Source organism: Halomonas huangheensis, assembly GCF_001431725.1.
Lineage (GTDB): Bacteria > Pseudomonadota > Gammaproteobacteria > Pseudomonadales > Halomonadaceae > Halomonas > Halomonas huangheensis.
The window spans coordinates 2148337-2166591 of the sequence record NZ_CP013106.1 but is presented as its reverse complement, the minus strand read 5'-3'; the positions used below and the strand labels follow the sequence as shown (position 1 = coordinate 2166591).

Below are 18255 nucleotides of genomic sequence, written 5' to 3'. Positions count from 1 at the left end.
ATGCACAGCCACAACTTTAGTCGCAGATAGGCAACGAGCTTCGAGCGGCTAGCTATCCAGCGCCGCCCCATAGAGCACAGACAAAATCCTTCGGGGATTCGGGGTTACTTACCTCTTATCGCTGACCTCTTTCCTCTTGTGGCTTACAGCTTACAGCTCGAGCTGCTGAAGCAGCTCGTTACCCCACCTGCCGAGGAGATAGCCTCGCAAACAGGCTGTCGACAGCCAGCGCCAGCAAGGCGATCAATACTGCGCCCTGGACGATGTAAGCGGTGTTGCCGTTGACAATACCGGCGATGATCGGCTCCCCCAGGTTGCTCGCGCCAACCGTCGCTCCCAATGCGGCTGTCGCAATGTTGATGGTGACCGAAGTACGAATACCCGCGACGATCACGGGGCTTGCCAACGGCAGCTCTACCTGCCACAGAATCTGCCGCGCTGTCATTCCCATGCCACGGGCAGCTTCCCTTACTGCCGGATCGATACCCTCGATACCGGCGAGGGTGTTGCGCACAATGGGCAGCAAGCCGTAAAGCATCAAGGCGACAATAATCGGTACGGTACCGAATCCCAGTACCGGTACTGCCAAAGCGAGTACAGCAACCGGTGGAAAGGTCTGCCCCATGGAAGCCACCTGAGCCACCAATGGCAGGAATTCCCGGCCGCGCTCACGAGTGACAGCAATCGCAGCGCCAACCCCGATCACCACCGAAAGCAAGGCTGCCACCATCACCACCAGCAAGTGCCGGCCCAGCAATACAAGCAGGTCAACGCGTTCGAAAACCACCACACGGCTATCCGGCTCTATGATGCGCAGAGGAACCTCAAGGAAACGCATCAGTAAACAGCCCGCGACCAACAACAGCGCCCAACAAAGTGGCGCAATCCAACCGGTGGCGTGACGCTCACTCATGTCCACGCGCTCCCACCAACCGCCGAAAACTCAACTCGCCGATGGGAATATCCTCATCATCCACTACCGCAAGTCTCTCCACTCGACGCCATAACATCATCGACAACGCATCGCGCAACGACGCCGTCTGGACAATACGGTCACGAGCCACGCCACCAACCCCGAGTGGCGTCATCCGCTCACTGACCAACAACAATGACGCTTCCTTGAGACCGCGATCTTCACCGCCGAGCAGCGAAGTCACGAAATCGTCAGCTGGCTCACGCAGCAATTCCAGCGGATGTCCCTGCTGCACAATACGCCCCTCGTGCATGACCACCAGGTGATCGGCGAGACGTAACGCCTCGTCCATATCATGGGTCACAAAAACGATGGTCTTGTTCAGGCGAGCTTGAAGATCTCGCAACTCGAGTTGCAGGTTCTCGCGAGTGATCGGATCCAGCGCACCGAAAGGCTCATCCATCAGCAGAATGTCCGGGTCCGCGGCCAGCGCTCGTGCAACACCAACACGCTGCGCCTGACCACCAGATAATTGATGAGGGTATTTTCCGGCGAACTCGTCCATATCCAGCCTCAGCAGCACCATCAGTTCCTCGACACGCGCATCGATGGCCGCCTGAGACCACTTGAGCAAACGTGGCACCAGACCGATATTGCGCGCCACCGTCCAGTGCGGAAACAGCCCTGTGCTCTGAATGGCATAGCCGATCCGACGTCGCAGCACTTCCTCTCGGAAGGTCCGAATCGGCTGTTGATCGATATGAATCTCGCCGCCACTGTGTTCGATAAGCCGGTTGATCATGCGCAAGGTGGTCGATTTTCCGCAGCCGGATGTGCCCACCAGACAACAGAATTCACCACTCTCCACCTTCAGCGAAATCTCATCCACAGCCGTGCTCTCGCCAAAGCGTTTCGATACCCCAATCAACTCGATCATTCACCGCTCTCCGGCTGTCGTTCTGGTTTCAGCTGTGTCTGTGACTGGGTTTTCAGTTCTGGCTGAGGTTGTATTTCTGTTTGTATTTCTGGTTGAAGCTCTGGTTGCAGTTTTCTCGTTACTCCAGCCAATAGTGCATCGGCAGCCACTGCCATGATCACGATCGGCAAGGCCCCCAGCAGCACCAGGTCCATCGCTGCCTGCCCCAACCCTTGAAACACAAACCTGCCCAGCCCACCGGCACCGATCAAGGCCGCAACAGCGGTAAGGCCAATCGCCTGCACAGTGGTGATACGAATACCTTCAAGTATTACCGGCACCGCCAGCGGCAGACGCACCTGGAGAAAAACTTGCCGACGACTCATTCCCATTCCTCGCGCGGATTCAATTACTCCCTCATCGACGCCGTCGAGTGCCACCAGGGTATTCCGCACTATCGGCAACAAGCTATAGGCCACCAATGCCAGCAATGCCGGAGCCCAACCGATGCCGCTGACGCCCAACGCATCAAGCCAGTCATAACGATTGGATAACCAGGCAAGGGGACCCAGCAGCAAACCAAACAATGCCAGGCTGGGAATCGTCTGCAGGAAATTAAGGGTGGCGATAACAGCACGTTGCAGTTGAGGAACCCGCCGGACCATCAATGCGGTAGCAACCCCGACAATCAGGCTCAACGCCACTGTCGCAATCACCAGCAGCAGATGCACACCAATCGCGGTGAAAAAATCCTGACGACGCCCGACGAATTCCTGCCACAACGCCAGCCGATCGAGCCCCGCCGGAATACAGGCGGCAAGCACCAACACCGGCAGTAGAAACAGCGCCCAACTTCGCCATGCCGACAATTGCATCCGGGTACGCAGTTCAATCAGCGCCAGCAACAGCAGGAACAGTGCCAGCCACATCCCGGACCCTATCGCCAGACGCGCCTGGGGCAACTGGGGATCAACAAGCTGCACCGCCGCCAACAGCAGCCACAGCGGCCAGCCGACCAAACACAGCACTACCAACCCAAGCAGCCAGGCAAGCCGCTGGTGATCCATGCGCATCGCGCCCCAGACGGTCAGGAGCAACGGCAGGCCGGCAAGCATGGCCATGGGCCAGCCCGCCACCTGTGATGCCGTAAAGGGGGTTCCGGAAACAATGCGGTTGGGGGCGACACCAACACTGGGCAACCACCACCAGGCGATCAGTGCCAACCCCATCAGGGTTACCAATACGGGGTAACTACGTTGGCTTTCCATGCGAACGTCTATCGCTCAGTCGTCGAGTGTGGCCAGGTAGTCGGCGGCCACCTGAGCAGGATCATATCCGTTGACCGCCACATCCCCATTGAGCCGCTGTAGAGTTTCCAGGTCGAGAGACTCGAATACCGGAGCCAGTGTGTCCGCGATCTCGGGATAGGCCTCGAGAACCTCACGACGCACCACTGGGGCCGGCTGATAGACCGGTTGCACGCCACGGGTATCCTCCATCACGACCAGATCCAATGCCTGGAGTCCACCATCAGTGCCGTAGGTCATCGCGGCATTTACGCCACTGGTCTGTTGCGCTGCCGCGCGCATGGTCGCAGCGGTGTTGCCTCCGGAAAGCACCAGTAACTGATCATCCTCGAGATCGAAGCCATAGGCTTCCTCAAAAGCCGGCAAGGCAAATGCCGACTCCACGAATTCGGTGCTGCCCGCCAGCTTGAATGCGCCACCATCATTGATATAGCCAGCAACGTCGTCGAGTGTTGTCAGTTGATTGTCACGGGCAACGTCACCGCGCAGACTGATGGCATAGGTGTTGTTGGCCGACGCGGGGGTCAACCACACCAGGTCCTGCTCAGCGTCCTTCTCCTGGACCGTGGCATAAGCCTGTTTCGCATCATGCCAGACTGGACTATCAGCCATATCATGGAAGAAGGCACCGTTGCCGGTGTACTCCGGGTATATGTCGATTTCGCCGTTGATCAGCGCGGAGCGAACGATACTGGTTCCGCCTAGTTGAAGACGCTCCTCCACCTCGATACCAGCATCCACCAGGCTCTGCAGAATGATCTGGCCAAGCACCGAGCCTTCAGTATCGATTTTCGACGAGACCACTACCGGGTCCGCAGCCTGGGCGGATGCCATCATGACCGGCAGGACCATTCCCGTCAGCAATGCGAGTGGACGGTTCATTTTTATCACCCGATTCCTTGTGTGTGTATGCTGGAGTATACGGCCTATATCCGGTGGATGCAGATAGCCTTCAAACGCAGGAAAAACGCCATGCCATTGCAACCGGACATTCTGATCAATCCGCTGGGAAAAACCTTGAAGCACCCATTGGTTCGCGATCTGGCATGGTTGATGGCGGCACCCGACCTCGTGCAGACGCGCTGGCCGGGTCGACCAGATCTTGCAACGTTGGGTTTCGAGAGCAGCGGTGCGCTTGAGACCTTCCTGCAACAATTGGATAGCCACCCACAACCATTGGAGGATTGGCTGGGCAACAACAGTTCACGTCGACTTGGTCCTTATCACGAGCATCTGTGGCAATTCCTGTTGCACACTTCACCCAACACCGAATTGCTGGCGCATAACATTCCAGTCCGCGTAGAGCGACGAACCCTGGGCGAACTGGATCTAATCTATCGCGCTCACGACAGTGACCTTCGACACCTTGAAGTCGCCGTCAAGTTCTACCTCGGAATTCCACAAGGGCCACAGCAGCCAGACAGTGCCGCACGCTGGATTGGTCCAGGCGGCCTGGATAGCCTTGCGCTCAAGGTCAGCCATCTCAGTCGGCACCAATTACCATTGATGTTTTCTCCAGCCGCTCGACTCGCCCTGACAGAGCGGTTCACGGAGCTGGGCATACAGCAGCCACCCCAGCCACCACAACCTCAACTGGCCATGCCTGGGGTGTTATTTCGCCCCTGGCACGCCCCTTCCCTCCCTTTGCCCGCAATCACCGCGCCTGGCGCTCTTCAGGGCCTGTGGTGCCACTGGCGAGACTGGTCAAAGCTGTGTAGTGAACATCCGACACTGCAGTTCGGCAGTTGCCTGACCCGCCCCCACTGGCTGGCACCGCCACGTCCTGACCATTGGCAATCGCAGCGCACACTGAGTCGCACTCTTGCAGCCCACTTCGCCACCTGGGCAACGCCGGTTCAGTTGATGCTGTGTCGAGATCCGCTGGAGTTTGCCGCCAGTCCCCTTCCACACCCTGCAAACGACAATGCGCCGCCCGAACAGGTCGGACGGCGCATCTTTGTGGTCAGCGATGATTGGCCGAGGCAGATACCATTACCTCCCGCCACATCCTGTGACCCAGGGCATCAGCTTACGCTGTGATCCACCACCCAGGTGGTTCCTTCGCGGGAATCCTTGAGAACAATTCCCATGGCTGCCAGCTCATCGCGAATGCGATCAGCTTCCGCGAAATCACGTGCTTTCTTGGCCTCGGCACGAGCCACGATACGAGCTTCGATCTCATCTTCGCCAAGCGCAAGGTTACCAGAAGCTCCCTTGAGAAACGCCGCTGGCGATTGCTGCAACAATCCCAGCACCGAGCCAAGACGCTTGAGCTCGCGCGCAAGCACTGGCGCCTGCTCGGGGTTGTCCTGACGCGCACGATTGAGCTCGCGAGCCAGATCGAACATCACCGACAACGCTTCTGGTGTGTTGAAATCATCATCCATCACCGCCGTAAAGCGTGCCGCGTAATCGCCAGGCCCGACTTCAATCGTGTCACTGTCATCGACCTCAATGCCATCCAGTGCGGTATAGAACCGCTCCAGCGACTTGCGTGCCTCACTCAACGATGCCGGAGCATAGTTGATCGGGCTACGGTAATGGCTGGCAACCAGCAGATAACGCACCACTTCCGGATCATGATGTTCGAGCACTTCACGGATGGTAAAGAAGTTGCCCAACGATTTTGACATCTTCTCACTGTCGACACGCACGGCACCGGCATGCATCCAGGTATTGACGTAGGGCTTGCCGGTGGCTGCTTCGCTCTGAGCGATCTCGTTCTCGTGGTGCGGGAAGGTCAGATCCGGCCCACCACCATGGATATCAAAAGTCTCACCAAGGCAGCAGGTCGACATCGCCGAACACTCGATATGCCAGCCTGGGCGTCCTTCACTCCAGGGAGATGTCCAACTGGCTTCACCAGGCTTTGCGGCCTTCCACAGCACGAAGTCCAGCGGATCTTCCTTATGCTCATCGATGTCGATACGTGCCCCGGCACGCATATCGTCGAGGTCACGGTTGTTGAGCTTGCCGTAGCCGTCGAACTTGCGCACTCGATAATAGACATCACCATTGTCCGCAGCGTAGGCATATCCCTTGTCGATCAGCGTACTGATCATGGCGACAATCTCGTCGATATGCGCGGTGGCACGCGGCTCCTGATCGGGCCGCAGCACGAACAAGCGCTGCTCATCCTCGTGCATGGCGTCGATCATGCGCGCAGTCAGCTCGCCGATGCTCTCACCATTCTCCTCCGCTCGACGCAGGATCTTGTCGTCGATGTCGGTGATATTGCGCACATAGGTGACCTCGAAGCCGCGGTGACGCAAGTAGCGAGTAATGACGTCAAACGCCACCATTACCCGGGCGTGACCCAGGTGGCAGTAGTCGTAAACGGTCATACCGCAGACATACATGCGCACCTTGCCTGGCTCAATGGGATTGAACGCTTGCCGGGTACGGGTCAGGGTGTTGTAGATCTGCATATCAGCCCTTCTTCTGGATCTTTGCCCAACTGTCCTTGAGCCCCACGGTGCGGTTGAACACCAACTGTCCAGGACGACTCGCGTGACGATCGGCGCAGAAGTAGCCCACGCGCTCGAATTGGTAACGATCTTCCGGCCCTGCGCCGGCGAGACTCGGCTCGGCCATTGCCTGTACCGTTACCAGTGACTCGGGATTCAGGTGCTCGAGGAAGTCGGTATCCTTGTCCTTGTCCGGTTGCTCGACCATGAACAGGTTGTCATACAGGCGAACCTCAACCGGCACGCCATGGATGGCGCTGACCCAGTGAATGACACCCTTGACCTTGCGACCTTCCGGGTTCTTTCCGAGGGTGTCGAAATCCACGCTGCAATGCAGTTCGACGATCTCACCCTCAGCATCCTTGACCACCTCATCACAGCGAATCACATAGCTGTTGCGCAGGCGTACTTCCTTGCCGGGGGCAAGACGGAAGAACTTCTTCGGCGGCTCTTCCATGAAATCATCGCGATCGATCCACAACTCACGATTGAACGGCACCTTGCGGACCGGCATATCTTCACGCCCGGGATGGCCCGGCACCTCGTAAACCTCTTCGTGATCCTCGGCGACATTGGTCAACACCACCTTGAGTGGGTTGATCACACACATGGCGCGCGGTGCATTTTCCTCGAGGTCAGAGCGAATGGCATGAGTCAGCATGGCAATATCGACCAGACCACCGTCGGCGCGAGTCACACCGATCATCTCGCAGAAGCGACGAATCGAGGCCGCGGTGTAGCCACGGCGACGCATCCCGGAAATGGTCGGCATGCGCGGATCATCCCAACCATCCACGATCCCTTGATCCACCAATAGCTTGAGCTTGCGCTTGGAGGTCAGCGTGTAGTTGAGGTTAAGACGCGCGAACTCGATCTGACGCGGCTTGGTCGGCACCGGCAAGTTGTTCAGGAACCACTCATACAACGGGCGATGATCCTCGAACTCCAGGGTGCAGACCGAGTGTGAGATGCCTTCGATAGCATCCGACTGACCATGGGTGAAGTCGTAGGACGGGTAGATCTTCCACTTGTCGCCGGTCTGATGATGGGTCGCATGGCGAATACGATAGAGGATCGGGTCACGCATATTGATGTTCGGCGACGCCATATCGATCTTCGCCCGCAGCACCTTCTCACCTTCAGCAAACTCACCGACACGCATGCGCTCAAGCAGATCGAGGTTCTCCTCGACACTGCGCTCCCGCCACGGGCTTGGTCGTCCTGGTTCGGTCAGGGTGCCGCGATACTCACGCATTTCATCGGGCGACAGATCATCGACATAAGCCTTGCCCTCACGGATCAGGTGCTGTGCCCAGGCGTAGAGCTGGTCGAAGTAATCAGAGGCATGGCGTACCTCACCAGCCCACTCAAACCCCAGCCAGTGCACATCTTCCTTGATCGCATCGATGTAAGCCTGCTCTTCCTTCGCCGGGTTGGTATCGTCAAAACGCAGATGACAGTCACCACCGAATTGTTGCGCGAGCCCGAAGTTGAGACAGATCGACTTGGCATGCCCGATGTGTAGAAAACCGTTGGGCTCGGGAGGGAATCGCGTCACGATCTTTTGCGACCGTCCGGCCTCGATTTCCTCGCGAATCTGGTTGCGAATGAAATTCGGCGCGCTAGTGCTCTCGGTGGTCATGTTGATGGAACAACCTCTGGTGATGGTCGGAGTGGAAGCCAGAACAGCTTTCTGGTCGCAGCTTCTCTAATTGTCCCGGCTTCGCGCCAGGAAGCAAAACCGCTATTATAGCGTCACGCCCCGGTGCGGCGCCAAGCCGTGCCAGTCATCTTGTCAGCACAGTTCCCGAAAATCGTTGAATCCATTTCAGGGAACCGCTGCAATCATCGACCAGGAACCGTCAATGATCATTCTGCAAACCAATTTTGGTGATATCAGCATTGAGCTCAACCATGAAGAAGCACCGCAGACAGCGGCCAATTTCGAGCAGTACGTTCGTGAGGGCTTCTATGATGGCACCCTCTTTCACCGCGTAATCAGTGGCTTCATGGTCCAGGGCGGCGGCTTCGACACCAACTTCGAGCAGAAGCCAACCCGTGCTCCGATCGAGAACGAAGCTGACAACGGCCTGAAGAACACCGTCGGCACCCTCGCCATGGCCCGTACTCAGGACCCGAACTCCGCTACCGCGCAGTTCTTCATCAACGTCGCCGACAACGACTTTCTCAACCACACCGGCAAGAACATGCAGGGTTGGGGCTATTGTGTCTTCGGTCGCGTCGTGGATGGTATGGACGTCGTCGAGCGTATCAAGCAAGTTCCCACGACTCGCCGCGGCATGCATGCCGACGTCCCTGCCGACGATGTGATCATCGAGCGTGCATGGGTCAAGGAAGACGCCTGATCACCGGCAACCTGATTTCTGCCGCCGCACGCCCGTCCTGCGGGCGTGCACCTCAGCCTCCCCGCCAGATGAGCTAGTTCATGACCACGCTGCTGATTTCCGACCTGCATCTGCACCCGGCCGCCCCCGAGATCACCGAAGGCTTTCTCGCCTGGCTGGAGCGCAACACTCAGACTCCGGTAACACTGTACATCCTTGGTGACTTCTTCGATGCCTGGATTGGTGATGACCTGATGGCATTGGGCGACCAGGACCCTACCGGGCATGCTGCTCTCGCCAATATGGTGGCGTCCCGCTTGCGAGGCGCCAGCGAGCGTGGTTGCCGAATTTACCTGATGCATGGCAACCGTGATTTCCTGCTCGGCGAACAGTTCGCCGCTGCCGCCGGTGCAGAACTGCTACCGGAATCCTGTGTCATTGAACTGGCTGGGCAACCGGTGCTCTTGATGCATGGCGATAGTCTATGCACCCGCGATGAAGCCTACATGGCATTTCGCGCCCAGGCGCGCAATCCTGAATGGCAAGCCGGAGTGCTGGCCCTGCCTATCCCAGAGCGACTGGCGCTTGCCCAGCGCATGCGAGAGCAATCCGGCGAGGCCAACAGCAACAAGGCCGAGGACATCATGGATGTCACCCCAGACGAGGTGATACGTGTGATGCAGGACCATCAGGTGACCACTTTGATCCATGGCCACACCCATCGTCCGGCAGTCCACGAGCTGTCGTTGGCCGATGACCAGGGCAAGCGCGTAGTGCTCGGCGACTGGTCCCGAGAACATGGTTGGGAAATCCGTGCCGATGCCAACCAGTTCGAGCTCAGAAAATTTTCCTTCACCGAGTTGAGCGACTAAGCCCTTTGATCAACGCCATGCGTTAATCGTTTTCTACTCGACATGCCTGGCACTTCACGACCAGTTCCTCGGTATCCAGCGTGGAGTGCTCTGGCCAGATAATCTCCAGTCGTGAGTCTCTGCGCCACGCGGTGGTATCGCAATGCAAGCTGTCGTCTGCATTATTGACGATCCGCCAACCTTCGCCGGCATGAATCACCGCCTTGATGCGGTACTCCCCCGGCAGCTCTTCGAGCCTTGCCAACAGCTGCCCAAGTACAAAGCACTGTCGTGGGTGCCAGCGCAGACTGAGAGTGCGGTATCCCAACGCGCTACGTTGCTGAACCGCGACTTCTCCCTCCCCCGGCGTTACCGCCATATCCAGCTCAAGCGTCACTTGATCATTGCCGCCATCGCTCGGCAACGGATGATCGCTGGCACGCGCATGCGCTTCGCGGACACGTGAGGAAGACGCCAGTAGGCGGCCAATCGATAGCTCTCCCTGACAGACCTTCTCCACCCACTGCAGAGGTGGCCAGCGCGTCGCTACCCATTGCTCAGCCTTGTCTATCTGTGCCGCTGTCGCCAGGTCCGGCTTGCTGATCACTACAGCATCGGCCATGGCCAGTTGGTCACGAAAGGTCTGGTGCCCGGTATAACGTGCATCATCCAGTTTTCGGGGATCCAACATTGCAATCATAGGGCGTAAATCGATCACCGGCGCCAGGTCTTCATCCTGTAACACCTCAACCAACCCTGCTGGATGGCCTAACCCGGAAGGCTCGATCAACAACCGCTCAGGTCGGTGCCGACGGATCAGTTGCACCAGGGTCGCCTTGAGTGTCACGGCAAGCTGGCAACATAGGCAGCCCCCCGGCAGCGTGCGCACTACCAGGTCGTCCGACTCCGGCAGCATGGCCTGGTCGATGCCTGCCTCGCCAAACTCATTGACCAGTACCGCCCACCGCTCATCATGAGGCTTGTGACGAATCAGATGGCGAATCAGGGTCGTCTTGCCGCTGCCTAGAAACCCGCTGACGATATGACATGGAATCGGCTGCACCAGAACCCTCCTCGAACACAAGACACCAGCATACCAGTCCTCGCACATCAGCGCCGACGAACCACATGATGAAACAGATGACTCCCACCGAATTTGCAATGTGCATGAGCGCACACCTCAAGATAACGGTATAAAAGTCATGACCACAAACGGACAACGATCTGCAGTGCAAACTACCTCGCTGGCGCCTGACAACAAAAAAAGGGACGCCATCTGGCGTCCCTTTTTCTGCTGCTGTACTGCTGAACAAGCAGACTACTGCAGTCGCTCGATATCACCGGTGTCCTGCAGATACTCAACCCAGCCTTGCACTGCGCTGCGACGACGAACATCCAGGCCGATGTTGGAGAATTGCTCCTTCATCTGCTCCGTCACCTCGCCCTGCCCAACGTTCTCAAGTGCGACCAGGGTCACCTCGTCACCATCTACCGCACGGCCATAAACCACGGAATCGGTTTCAGGATGCGGCAGGCGGAACGCTGTGTTCAGTACCGCTGCAGATAGATTGGATCGTTGGCGCATAGCCTTGTCGGCGCGCTGCCAGTCCATCTCAGGGGCTGAGTCGGCCTTGAGCTGTTCAATGCGCTCTTCGGCCAATGCCAACAGCGCCTTGCGAGTCTTGTCGCTGCGCACCGATGCCTGAACCTGTTCCTTGACCTGTTCCAGCGGCAAGGTTGTGGCTTCACGATGATCAGCGACACGCAACACCAGTCGACGGTCATCATCAAGGTCAATGACCTCGCTGTTATAGCCATCGTCGAGCACTTCAGAGCCGAAGGCAGCATCCATCACGCCCGGCTCAGCGAGCACGCCTTCCTGGCCATCACGACTGACCCAATCACTCTGCTGCAACTCAAGCCCCAGATCTTCAGCAACGCTGGCGAGATCGTCCGCGGCATAGCTCTCGTCGATCAGCCGCTGCGCCTTGTCGTTGAATGCGCCGTCTACCTGGCTAGCCGCGACCTGCTGACGCAGCTGATCACGCACTTCGTCAAACGGCTGACTCTCGATGGAAGTCACCTTGATCAAGTGCAGTGCACTATCGGTCTCGACTACGTCGGAAACCTCACCCTCACCGAGAGCAAAGGCCGCATCGTCGAATGCCTGTTCTCCGAGAGCACCACGAACCAGTTCACCAAGGTCACCACCGTTGTCAGCGGTACCACTATCATCGGAATATTCCTTCGCGAGGTCGGCGAAGCTGTCACCATCGGCAAGGCGCTGCTTCACCTCATCCATGACAGCCATGGCCTGTTCGTGACTGCGATCCCCACCGAAGGCCACCATGACATGTGACACTGTCCGCGGAGCCTCTGCCTGCTGCTGCTCCCAGGCGGTACGCAGCTCATCCTCGCTCACTTCCACGGAGTCCACCAGTTCAGCGCGATCCAATACCACGTAGTTGAGCTGGACCTGCTCCGGACGCTGAAACTCCTGTTGGTGCTCCGCGTAGTAGGCAGACTCCTCCGACTCACTGACTTCCACTGGCGCCTGAAGGTCATCCGCCGTCAGCGTGTGATAGCGAAAGGTACGCGACTGGCTCTGCAACGCCAGCATACGCTGCTGCTCGCCTTCCAGCGTGAAATCACTGGCGGCCAGTCCCTGCTGGACTTGCTGATGGAGAACATCCAGACGTAGTTGCTCACGGAATGACAGCGGCGTATAGCCCATCTGCTGCAGGCGCTGCTTATACAGATCGCTGTCGAATTTACCTTCATCATTGTGGAACTGAGGCAAATTGACGATCAATTGATCCGACTGACCTTCTGATAGCGCCAGGCCACCGTCCTCGGCATAGCTGGTCATCAGCTGTTGGACGATCATCTGGTCCAGAACCTGACCACGCAAGGCGCGCTCCTGCTCTGGCGGAACCTGGCCACTGCGGATCGCCCGCTGCACTGAACGCTCGACCTGCTGGCGGCTGATCGACTGTCCATTGACCTTGGCCGCATCGTCGCCGGAGTTTGTAAACAGGCCGATCAGGGACTCGACGCCGAACAGCGCCAGCGCCACGATCACGGCTCCAACAATTACCTTGGCGATCCAGCTCTGGGACCGCTCGCGAATACTCTGCAGCATGCACGCCTCTGCGAAAGGGTTTGATTCGGGTCGCGCCACATTATACGCGATAGGCCAGTTACTGCGACCATGGCCGACTTACCAAGGTCAACTATCCTTGCGAAGGTCAACTATCCCCAGAAAGATCAACGATCCCTGGAAAGGTCAACTATCGAAAAAAGGCGCACCGCTCAAGCGATGCGCCTTTTAGAGACCGGTCTCAATTCTGCACAAGACCGCTCAAGCCAACCGGGACAGAGTCCTTAGTTGACGGAATCCTTCAGGGCCTTACCGGCCTTGAAGCTGGGCACCTTGGCAGCCTTGATTTCAATCGGCTTACCAGTCTGCGGGTTACGGCCGGTACGCGCGGCACGCTCCTTGACAGAGAAGGTACCGAAACCGACCAGAGAAACGCTGTCACCACTCTTCAAGCTGTCAGTGACAGACTGAACCATAGCGTCCAGTGCACGAGAAGCGGCGGCTTTCGGAATATCGGCAGACGCGGCAATGGCATCGATCAGCTCGGACTTGTTCACACTTCACCCCTTGACTGTTACGGATATTGATACAAAACGGCGATTATTCCTGCCGACAGGTAGGATCGCTGCATGGCGGTAGTTTATAGCAATGCAGCAAAAGACCTGTCAAGCAACCTTCCTTGCCAATCCGCATGATAACGGCTTTTTCCGACCGACATCATGACGAAAAAGTCACTAGTGTGTGCTGACCATTGAATGAGACGACGTGGAATCGGAGGCTAATGAATCATCTGATTTTGCGTCAGCCCTTTCCGACAATGCCACTTCGAGAACCTCATCAATCCAGCGAACAGGACAAATATTCAATGCGTCCTTGATATTTTCCGGAACTTCCTTGAGATCCCTTCGGTTCTCTTCCGGAATCAACACTGTCTTTATACCACCGCGCCTGGCAGCCAGCAATTTCTCCTTCAGGCCACCGATCGGCATGACTTCACCACGCAGGTTAACCTCGCCGGTCATGGCCACATCACAGCGCACAGCACGACCAGTATAAGCAGACACCATAGCCGTCACCATGGCAACGCCTGCGCTGGGACCATCTTTCGGTGTTGCACCTTCGGGAACATGAATGTGCAGATCTTCCTTCTCGAAGCGCTCAGGATCAACACCAAACGCCTCTGCACGCGCACGAACCACGGTCTGAGCCGCACTGACCGACTCTTTCATCACATCGCCCAGCGAACCGGTCTTGTTGATACGCCCCTTGCCTGGAGTCACCACTGACTCGATATTGAGCAGCTCGCCACCCACAGAAGTCCAGGCCAGGCCTGTTACGCGACCTACCTGATCCTGCTGATCGGCCAGACCATAGCTGTAGCGACGCACTCCAGCGTATGACTCGATATCCTCAGCCGCCAACGACTGAGGTGCCAGGGCGCCTTCCTTACCCTCCTTCTCGAGGCGCTCACGCAGCACCTTACGGCAGACCTTGGCGATCTGGCGCTCGAGTTCACGCACGCCCGCCTCACGGGAGTAGTAACGGATCAGCTCCAACAGGGCATCTTCGCCGAAATGTAGCTCATCGTCCTTGAAACCATTGGCCTTCAACTGCTTGGGGACCAGATAGCGAGTGGCAATCGCCAGCTTCTCATCTTCGGTATAGCCAGGCAGCCGAATGACTTCCATCCGGTCCAGCAGCGGCCCCGGGATGTTCATCGAGTTGGCGGTACAGATAAACAGCGTTTCCGATAGATCGTAGTCCAATTCCAGGTAGTGGTCACTGAACGCATTGTTCTGCTCTGGATCAAGCACCTCCAGCAACGCCGAAGCGGGGTCGCCGCGATGATCCATGCCGACCTTGTCGACCTCATCAAGCAGGAACAACGGGTTCTTGACACCGGCCTTGGCCATACGCTGAACCGGCTTACCAGGCAACGAGCCGATATAGGTACGACGATGTCCGCGGATTTCGGACTCGTCGCGCACTCCACCCAGCGCCAGACGCACATACTTACGATTGGTAGCACGTGCAATCGACTTACCCAGAGAAGTCTTGCCGACGCCCGGAGGCCCAACCAGGCACAGTACCGGCCCCTTGAGCTTCTTGACGCGCTTGTGCACGGCAAGATACTCAAGAATACGTTCCTTGACCTCATCCAGCCCATAGTGGTCCTCGTCGAGGACCTGCTGGGCATGTACCAGATCATGCTTGACCCGGGTGCGCTTCTTCCAGGGTACCGATACCAGCCAATCCAGATAGGAGCGCACCACCGTTGCCTCGGCTGAGGACGGTGACATCATGCGCAACTTGCCGAGCTCCTGATTTGCCTTGTCGGCAGCCTCTTTCGGCATTCCTGATTCGTTGATCGCCTGCTCGTACTTGTCGGCCTCGTTGGGCACATTTTCCAGCTCACCCATTTCTTTCTGGATGGCCTTCATCTGCTCATTGAGGTAGTACTCGCGCTGAGACTTCTCCATCTGGTCCTTGACCCTGGAGCGAATGCGCTTTTCTACCTGCAGCAGATCAATCTCGGCTTCGATCAACGCCATCAGGTGCTCGACACGATCGCGCACGCGATCCATCTCGAGCAATTCCTGCTTGTCACCAATACGCAGCGATAGATGGGCACAGATGGTGTCCACCAAACGACTCGGGTCCTCGATACCGGATAGCGAATTCAGCACCTCGTTGGGTACCTTCTTCGACATCTTGACGTACTGCTCGAACTGATTGAGCAGCACACGAACCAGAGATTCCTGTTCGCGCTCACTGAGTGGCTCGCTATCCCGCAGCACGACTTCAGCAAGGCTATAACCTTCCTCAACGATATCAATACGTTGAATATCGGCACGCGATTCACCTTCGATAAGCACCTTGACGGTACCATCGGGCAGCTTGAGCAATTGCATGATCTCAGCCACGGTGCCGATTGCGAAAAGGTCCTCGTTGTCGGGATCGTCCTTGCTCGCCTCACGCTGAGCGACCAGCAGCACCCGCTTGTCGGCTGCCATAGCCGCTTCCAGCGCCTGGATCGACTTCTCTCGCCCGACGAACAGCGGGATAACCATCTGCGGGTAGACCACCACATCGCGTAGTGGCAAAAGGGGCAGACTCAAGGTCTTTTCGGCGTTCTGCTGCATCGCAGACGTTCCTCAAACATAGCGGATGAATCCCTCAGGAATGGGGCCATTCCCAAGGCATTACAAGGGCGAAGGCCGCTCTTTGGCTATCCGACCTGGAAAACTATCTGTTCCAGAAAACGAGGGGGCCGCATGAGCGGCCCCCATCGACGTCGCAGACAAAGAGCGAATCAATCAACCGTCGGTACCGTCGACGCGCGGCTGCTCTTCCGCTTCCTGCTGAGAGTAGATCAGCAATGGTTCGCTTTCACCAGCAATCACAGAAGCATCAATTACCACTTTCGACACGCCCTCCAGCGAGGGAATCTCGTACATGGTATCGAGCAGCACCGACTCGAGAATCGAGCGCAGACCACGAGCCCCTGTCTTGCGTTTCATGGCCTTCTGAGCCACCGCACGCAGTGCATCCTCGCGGAAGTCCAACTCCACTCCTTCCATGTCGAACAGGAGGGAGTACTGCTTGATCAGCGAGTTGCGCGGCTCGACCAGTATCTGGATCAGAGCCTCTTCACTCAGCTCAGTAAGAGTGGCAATTACCGGCAAGCGGCCAACAAACTCCGGGATCAGACCAAACTTGACGAGGTCTTCCGGTTCGACGTCGAGCAACAGCTCGCCAACGCCCCGTGTCTCATCCTTGGTCTTGACCTCAGCATTGAAGCCAATACCACCTTTCTCGGCACGATCACGGATCACCTTGTCCAGCCCGGCGAAAGCGCCACCGACGATGAACAGGATATTGCCGGTGTCGACCTGCAGGAACTCCTGCTGCGGATGCTTGCGACCACCCTGAGGCGGAACCGAAGCGGTGGTCCCTTCGATCAGCTTCAGCAGTGCCTGCTGCACACCCTCACCGGAAACATCCCGGGTAATCGAGGGATTGTCTGACTTGCGCGAGATCTTGTCGATCTCATCGATGTAGACGATGCCTCGCTCGGCCTTGTCGACATCATAGTCACACTTCTGCAGCAACTTCTGGATGATGTTCTCGACATCCTCACCGACATAACCCGCTTCAGTCAGCGTGGTGGCATCAGCAATGGTGAAGGGAACATTGAGCAAGCGCGCCAATGTTTCGGCCAGCAGCGTTTTACCGCTACCCGTCGGGCCAATCAGCAGAATATTGGACTTGCCGAGTTCGACATCGTCCTTGCTACTGTGACGCAGGCGCTTGTAGTGATTGTAGACCGCAACGGACAGCACCATCTTGGCGCGGTCCTGACCGATCACATAATCATCCAGGGTGTGCCGAATCTCGCGCGGAACAGGCAGACGCTCCTCATCGCTCTCGGCATCGGCATCGAGAACTTCCTCGCGAATGATGTCATTGCACAGGTCGACACACTCGTCGCAGATATATACGGACGGACCGGCAATCAGCTTGCGTACTTCGTTCTGGTTCTTGCCACAGAACGAGCAATACAGCAGCTTGCCATTATCGTCCTTGCCTTTGCCGTCGGCCATTCGCGTACCTCTCTGGCAGCGGTGGCCCCTGAGGGGCCACCGGGTAATCGGTAATCATCGCGTGGGATATACCACGCTATCAGGATGCCGGACGCTTATCCAGCACCGCATCGATCAAGCCATATTCCGCCGCCTGAGCACCGCTCATGAAGTTGTCACGATCGGTATCTCGAGCGATGGTCTCGATATCCTGACCAGTATGCTGAGCCAGAATATGATTGAGCTTCTCGCGGATACCGAGGATTTCACGGGTGTGAATCTCGATATCACTTGCCTGCCCCTGGTAGCCGCCGAGGGGCTGGTGAATCATCATCCGCGAGTTGGGCACACAGTAACGCTTGCCTGCCGCGCCCCCTGCCAACAACAAGGCTCCCATGCTGGCAGCCTGACCGATACACAGTGTCGAGACATCAGGTTTGATGAACTGCATGGTGTCATAGATCGCCATGCCAGCAGTCACCGCACCACCGGGGGAGTTGATATAGAGGTGGATATCTTTATCCGGGTTCTCGGACTCAAGAAACAGCAGCTGCGCCACCAGCAGATTCGCCATGTAATCTTCCACCGGGCCAACGAGGAAGATGACACGTTCCTTCAGCAACCTGGAGTAGATGTCATAGGCGCGCTCGCCGCGGGCGCTCTGCTCGACCACCATGGGCACCAGACCACCTGCGGCGCGAATATCGAATTCATTGCTCATGGGAGATGTCCTTGCTTGCGGTGAGTGGGGAAGAAACAAGGGGCTGGTCACT

15 protein-coding genes are annotated in these 18255 nt (G+C 57.5%); 3 read left to right on the top strand and 12 right to left on the bottom strand.

Annotation, left to right across the window (positions count from 1 at the left end):
• Positions 1-178: 178 nt before the first annotated feature.
• From AR456_RS09545 to osmF, 4 genes are read right to left on the bottom strand one after another with little or no spacing between them, the layout of a single operon-like run.
• Entirely contained in the window at positions 179-913 is a 735-nt protein-coding gene (locus tag AR456_RS09545; protein WP_021817637.1) for an ABC transporter permease, read from the bottom strand.
• On the bottom strand, positions 906-1850 hold the full coding sequence (locus AR456_RS09540; RefSeq protein WP_021817638.1) for an ABC transporter ATP-binding protein: 945 nt from the start codon (positions 1848-1850) through the stop codon (positions 906-908). Before AR456_RS09540 ends, AR456_RS09545 begins: the two co-directional genes overlap by 8 nt.
• Complete coding sequence (locus AR456_RS09535; RefSeq protein ID WP_081694574.1) at positions 1847-3097, bottom strand: ABC transporter permease; 1251 nt, start codon at positions 3095-3097, stop codon at positions 1847-1849. The genes AR456_RS09540 and AR456_RS09535 overlap by 4 nt, the downstream gene beginning before the upstream one ends.
• 15 nt (positions 3098-3112) lie before the next feature.
• A complete protein-coding gene (gene osmF, locus AR456_RS09530) occupies positions 3113-3988 on the bottom strand; it encodes a glycine betaine ABC transporter substrate-binding protein OsmF (RefSeq protein ID WP_051995694.1) in 876 nt (291 codons plus the stop codon).
• A 120-nt stretch (positions 3989-4108) separates the two neighbouring features.
• Between osmF and AR456_RS09525 the strand changes: the two genes are divergently transcribed.
• Positions 4109-5176 carry a DUF1853 family protein gene (locus AR456_RS09525; RefSeq protein ID WP_021817641.1) on the top strand — a complete coding sequence of 356 codons (1068 nt, stop codon included), beginning with the start codon at positions 4109-4111 and terminating at the stop codon, positions 5174-5176.
• Here the strand turns inward: AR456_RS09525 and cysS are convergent.
• Together cysS and AR456_RS09515 are read right to left on the bottom strand one after the other, a co-directional pair.
• Positions 5161-6564: a cysteine--tRNA ligase gene (gene cysS / locus AR456_RS09520; protein WP_021817642.1), complete on the bottom strand. Its 1404-nt coding sequence runs from the start codon at positions 6562-6564 to the stop codon at positions 5161-5163. The genes AR456_RS09525 and cysS overlap by 16 nt on opposite strands.
• A gap of 1 nt (position 6565) precedes the next feature.
• The gene (locus AR456_RS09515) at positions 6566-8245 is read right to left on the bottom strand and encodes a glutamine--tRNA ligase/YqeY domain fusion protein (RefSeq protein WP_021817643.1); all 1680 of its coding nucleotides are present in this window, start codon (positions 8243-8245) and stop codon (positions 6566-6568) included.
• Between the two features lie 223 nt (positions 8246-8468).
• Between AR456_RS09515 and AR456_RS09510 the strand changes: the two genes are divergently transcribed.
• The gene (locus AR456_RS09510) at positions 8469-8969 is read left to right on the top strand and encodes a peptidylprolyl isomerase (RefSeq protein WP_021817644.1); all 501 of its coding nucleotides are present in this window, start codon (positions 8469-8471) and stop codon (positions 8967-8969) included.
• Positions 8970-9049: 80 nt separating this feature from the next.
• Positions 9050-9820, top strand: a complete 771-nt coding sequence (locus AR456_RS09505) for a UDP-2,3-diacylglucosamine diphosphatase (protein ID WP_021817645.1) — start codon at positions 9050-9052, stop codon at positions 9818-9820.
• A gap of 22 nt (positions 9821-9842) precedes the next feature.
• Here AR456_RS09505 and AR456_RS09500 read toward each other — a convergent pair whose 3' ends face one another.
• The 6 genes from AR456_RS09500 to clpP form a co-directional block, all read right to left on the bottom strand.
• Positions 9843-10862 carry a CobW family GTP-binding protein gene (locus AR456_RS09500; protein ID WP_021817646.1) on the bottom strand — a complete coding sequence of 340 codons (1020 nt, stop codon included), beginning with the start codon at positions 10860-10862 and terminating at the stop codon, positions 9843-9845.
• Positions 10863-11117: 255 nt separating this feature from the next.
• Positions 11118-12941 carry a SurA N-terminal domain-containing protein gene (locus AR456_RS09495; protein ID WP_021817647.1) on the bottom strand — a complete coding sequence of 608 codons (1824 nt, stop codon included), beginning with the start codon at positions 12939-12941 and terminating at the stop codon, positions 11118-11120.
• Positions 12942-13183: 242 nt separating this feature from the next.
• On the bottom strand, positions 13184-13456 hold the full coding sequence (hupB, locus tag AR456_RS09490; RefSeq protein WP_021817648.1) for a nucleoid-associated protein HU-beta: 273 nt from the start codon (positions 13454-13456) through the stop codon (positions 13184-13186).
• Positions 13457-13633: 177 nt separating this feature from the next.
• Positions 13634-16042, bottom strand: coding sequence for an endopeptidase La (lon, locus tag AR456_RS09485; protein ID WP_021817649.1), 2409 nt, complete (start codon positions 16040-16042; stop codon positions 13634-13636).
• A 174-nt stretch (positions 16043-16216) separates the two neighbouring features.
• Positions 16217-17503 carry an ATP-dependent Clp protease ATP-binding subunit ClpX gene (gene clpX, locus AR456_RS09480; RefSeq protein ID WP_021817650.1) on the bottom strand — a complete coding sequence of 429 codons (1287 nt, stop codon included), beginning with the start codon at positions 17501-17503 and terminating at the stop codon, positions 16217-16219.
• 79 nt (positions 17504-17582) lie between these two features.
• Positions 17583-18203, bottom strand: coding sequence for an ATP-dependent Clp endopeptidase proteolytic subunit ClpP (gene clpP, locus AR456_RS09475; RefSeq protein ID WP_021817651.1), 621 nt, complete (start codon positions 18201-18203; stop codon positions 17583-17585).
• Positions 18204-18255 lie beyond the last annotated feature (52 nt).

Bases quoted from the DNA above. Each gene is read 5' to 3' on its own strand.
- AR456_RS09510 (WP_021817644.1), top strand. From the start codon at position 8,469: ATGATCATTCTGCAAACCAATTTTGGTGATATCAGCATTGAGCTCAAC.
- lon (WP_021817649.1), bottom strand. From the start codon at position 16,042: ATGCAGCAGAACGCCGAAAAGACCTTGAGTCTGCCCCTTTTGCCACTA.
- AR456_RS09545 (WP_021817637.1), bottom strand. From the start codon at position 913: ATGAGTGAGCGTCACGCCACCGGTTGGATTGCGCCACTTTGTTGGGCG.
- AR456_RS09515 (WP_021817643.1), bottom strand. From the start codon at position 8,245: ATGACCACCGAGAGCACTAGCGCGCCGAATTTCATTCGCAACCAGATT.
- AR456_RS09495 (WP_021817647.1), bottom strand. From the start codon at position 12,941: ATGCTGCAGAGTATTCGCGAGCGGTCCCAGAGCTGGATCGCCAAGGTA.
- cysS (WP_021817642.1), bottom strand. From the start codon at position 6,564: ATGCAGATCTACAACACCCTGACCCGTACCCGGCAAGCGTTCAATCCC.
- clpP (WP_021817651.1), bottom strand. From the start codon at position 18,203: ATGAGCAATGAATTCGATATTCGCGCCGCAGGTGGTCTGGTGCCCATG.
- AR456_RS09535 (WP_081694574.1), bottom strand. From the start codon at position 3,097: ATGGAAAGCCAACGTAGTTACCCCGTATTGGTAACCCTGATGGGGTTG.
- osmF (WP_051995694.1), bottom strand. From the start codon at position 3,988: ATGGTCCTGCCGGTCATGATGGCATCCGCCCAGGCTGCGGACCCGGTA.
- AR456_RS09540 (WP_021817638.1), bottom strand. From the start codon at position 1,850: ATGATCGAGTTGATTGGGGTATCGAAACGCTTTGGCGAGAGCACGGCT.
- clpX (WP_021817650.1), bottom strand. From the start codon at position 17,503: ATGGCCGACGGCAAAGGCAAGGACGATAATGGCAAGCTGCTGTATTGC.
- AR456_RS09505 (WP_021817645.1), top strand. From the start codon at position 9,050: ATGACCACGCTGCTGATTTCCGACCTGCATCTGCACCCGGCCGCCCCC.
- AR456_RS09525 (WP_021817641.1), top strand. From the start codon at position 4,109: ATGCCATTGCAACCGGACATTCTGATCAATCCGCTGGGAAAAACCTTG.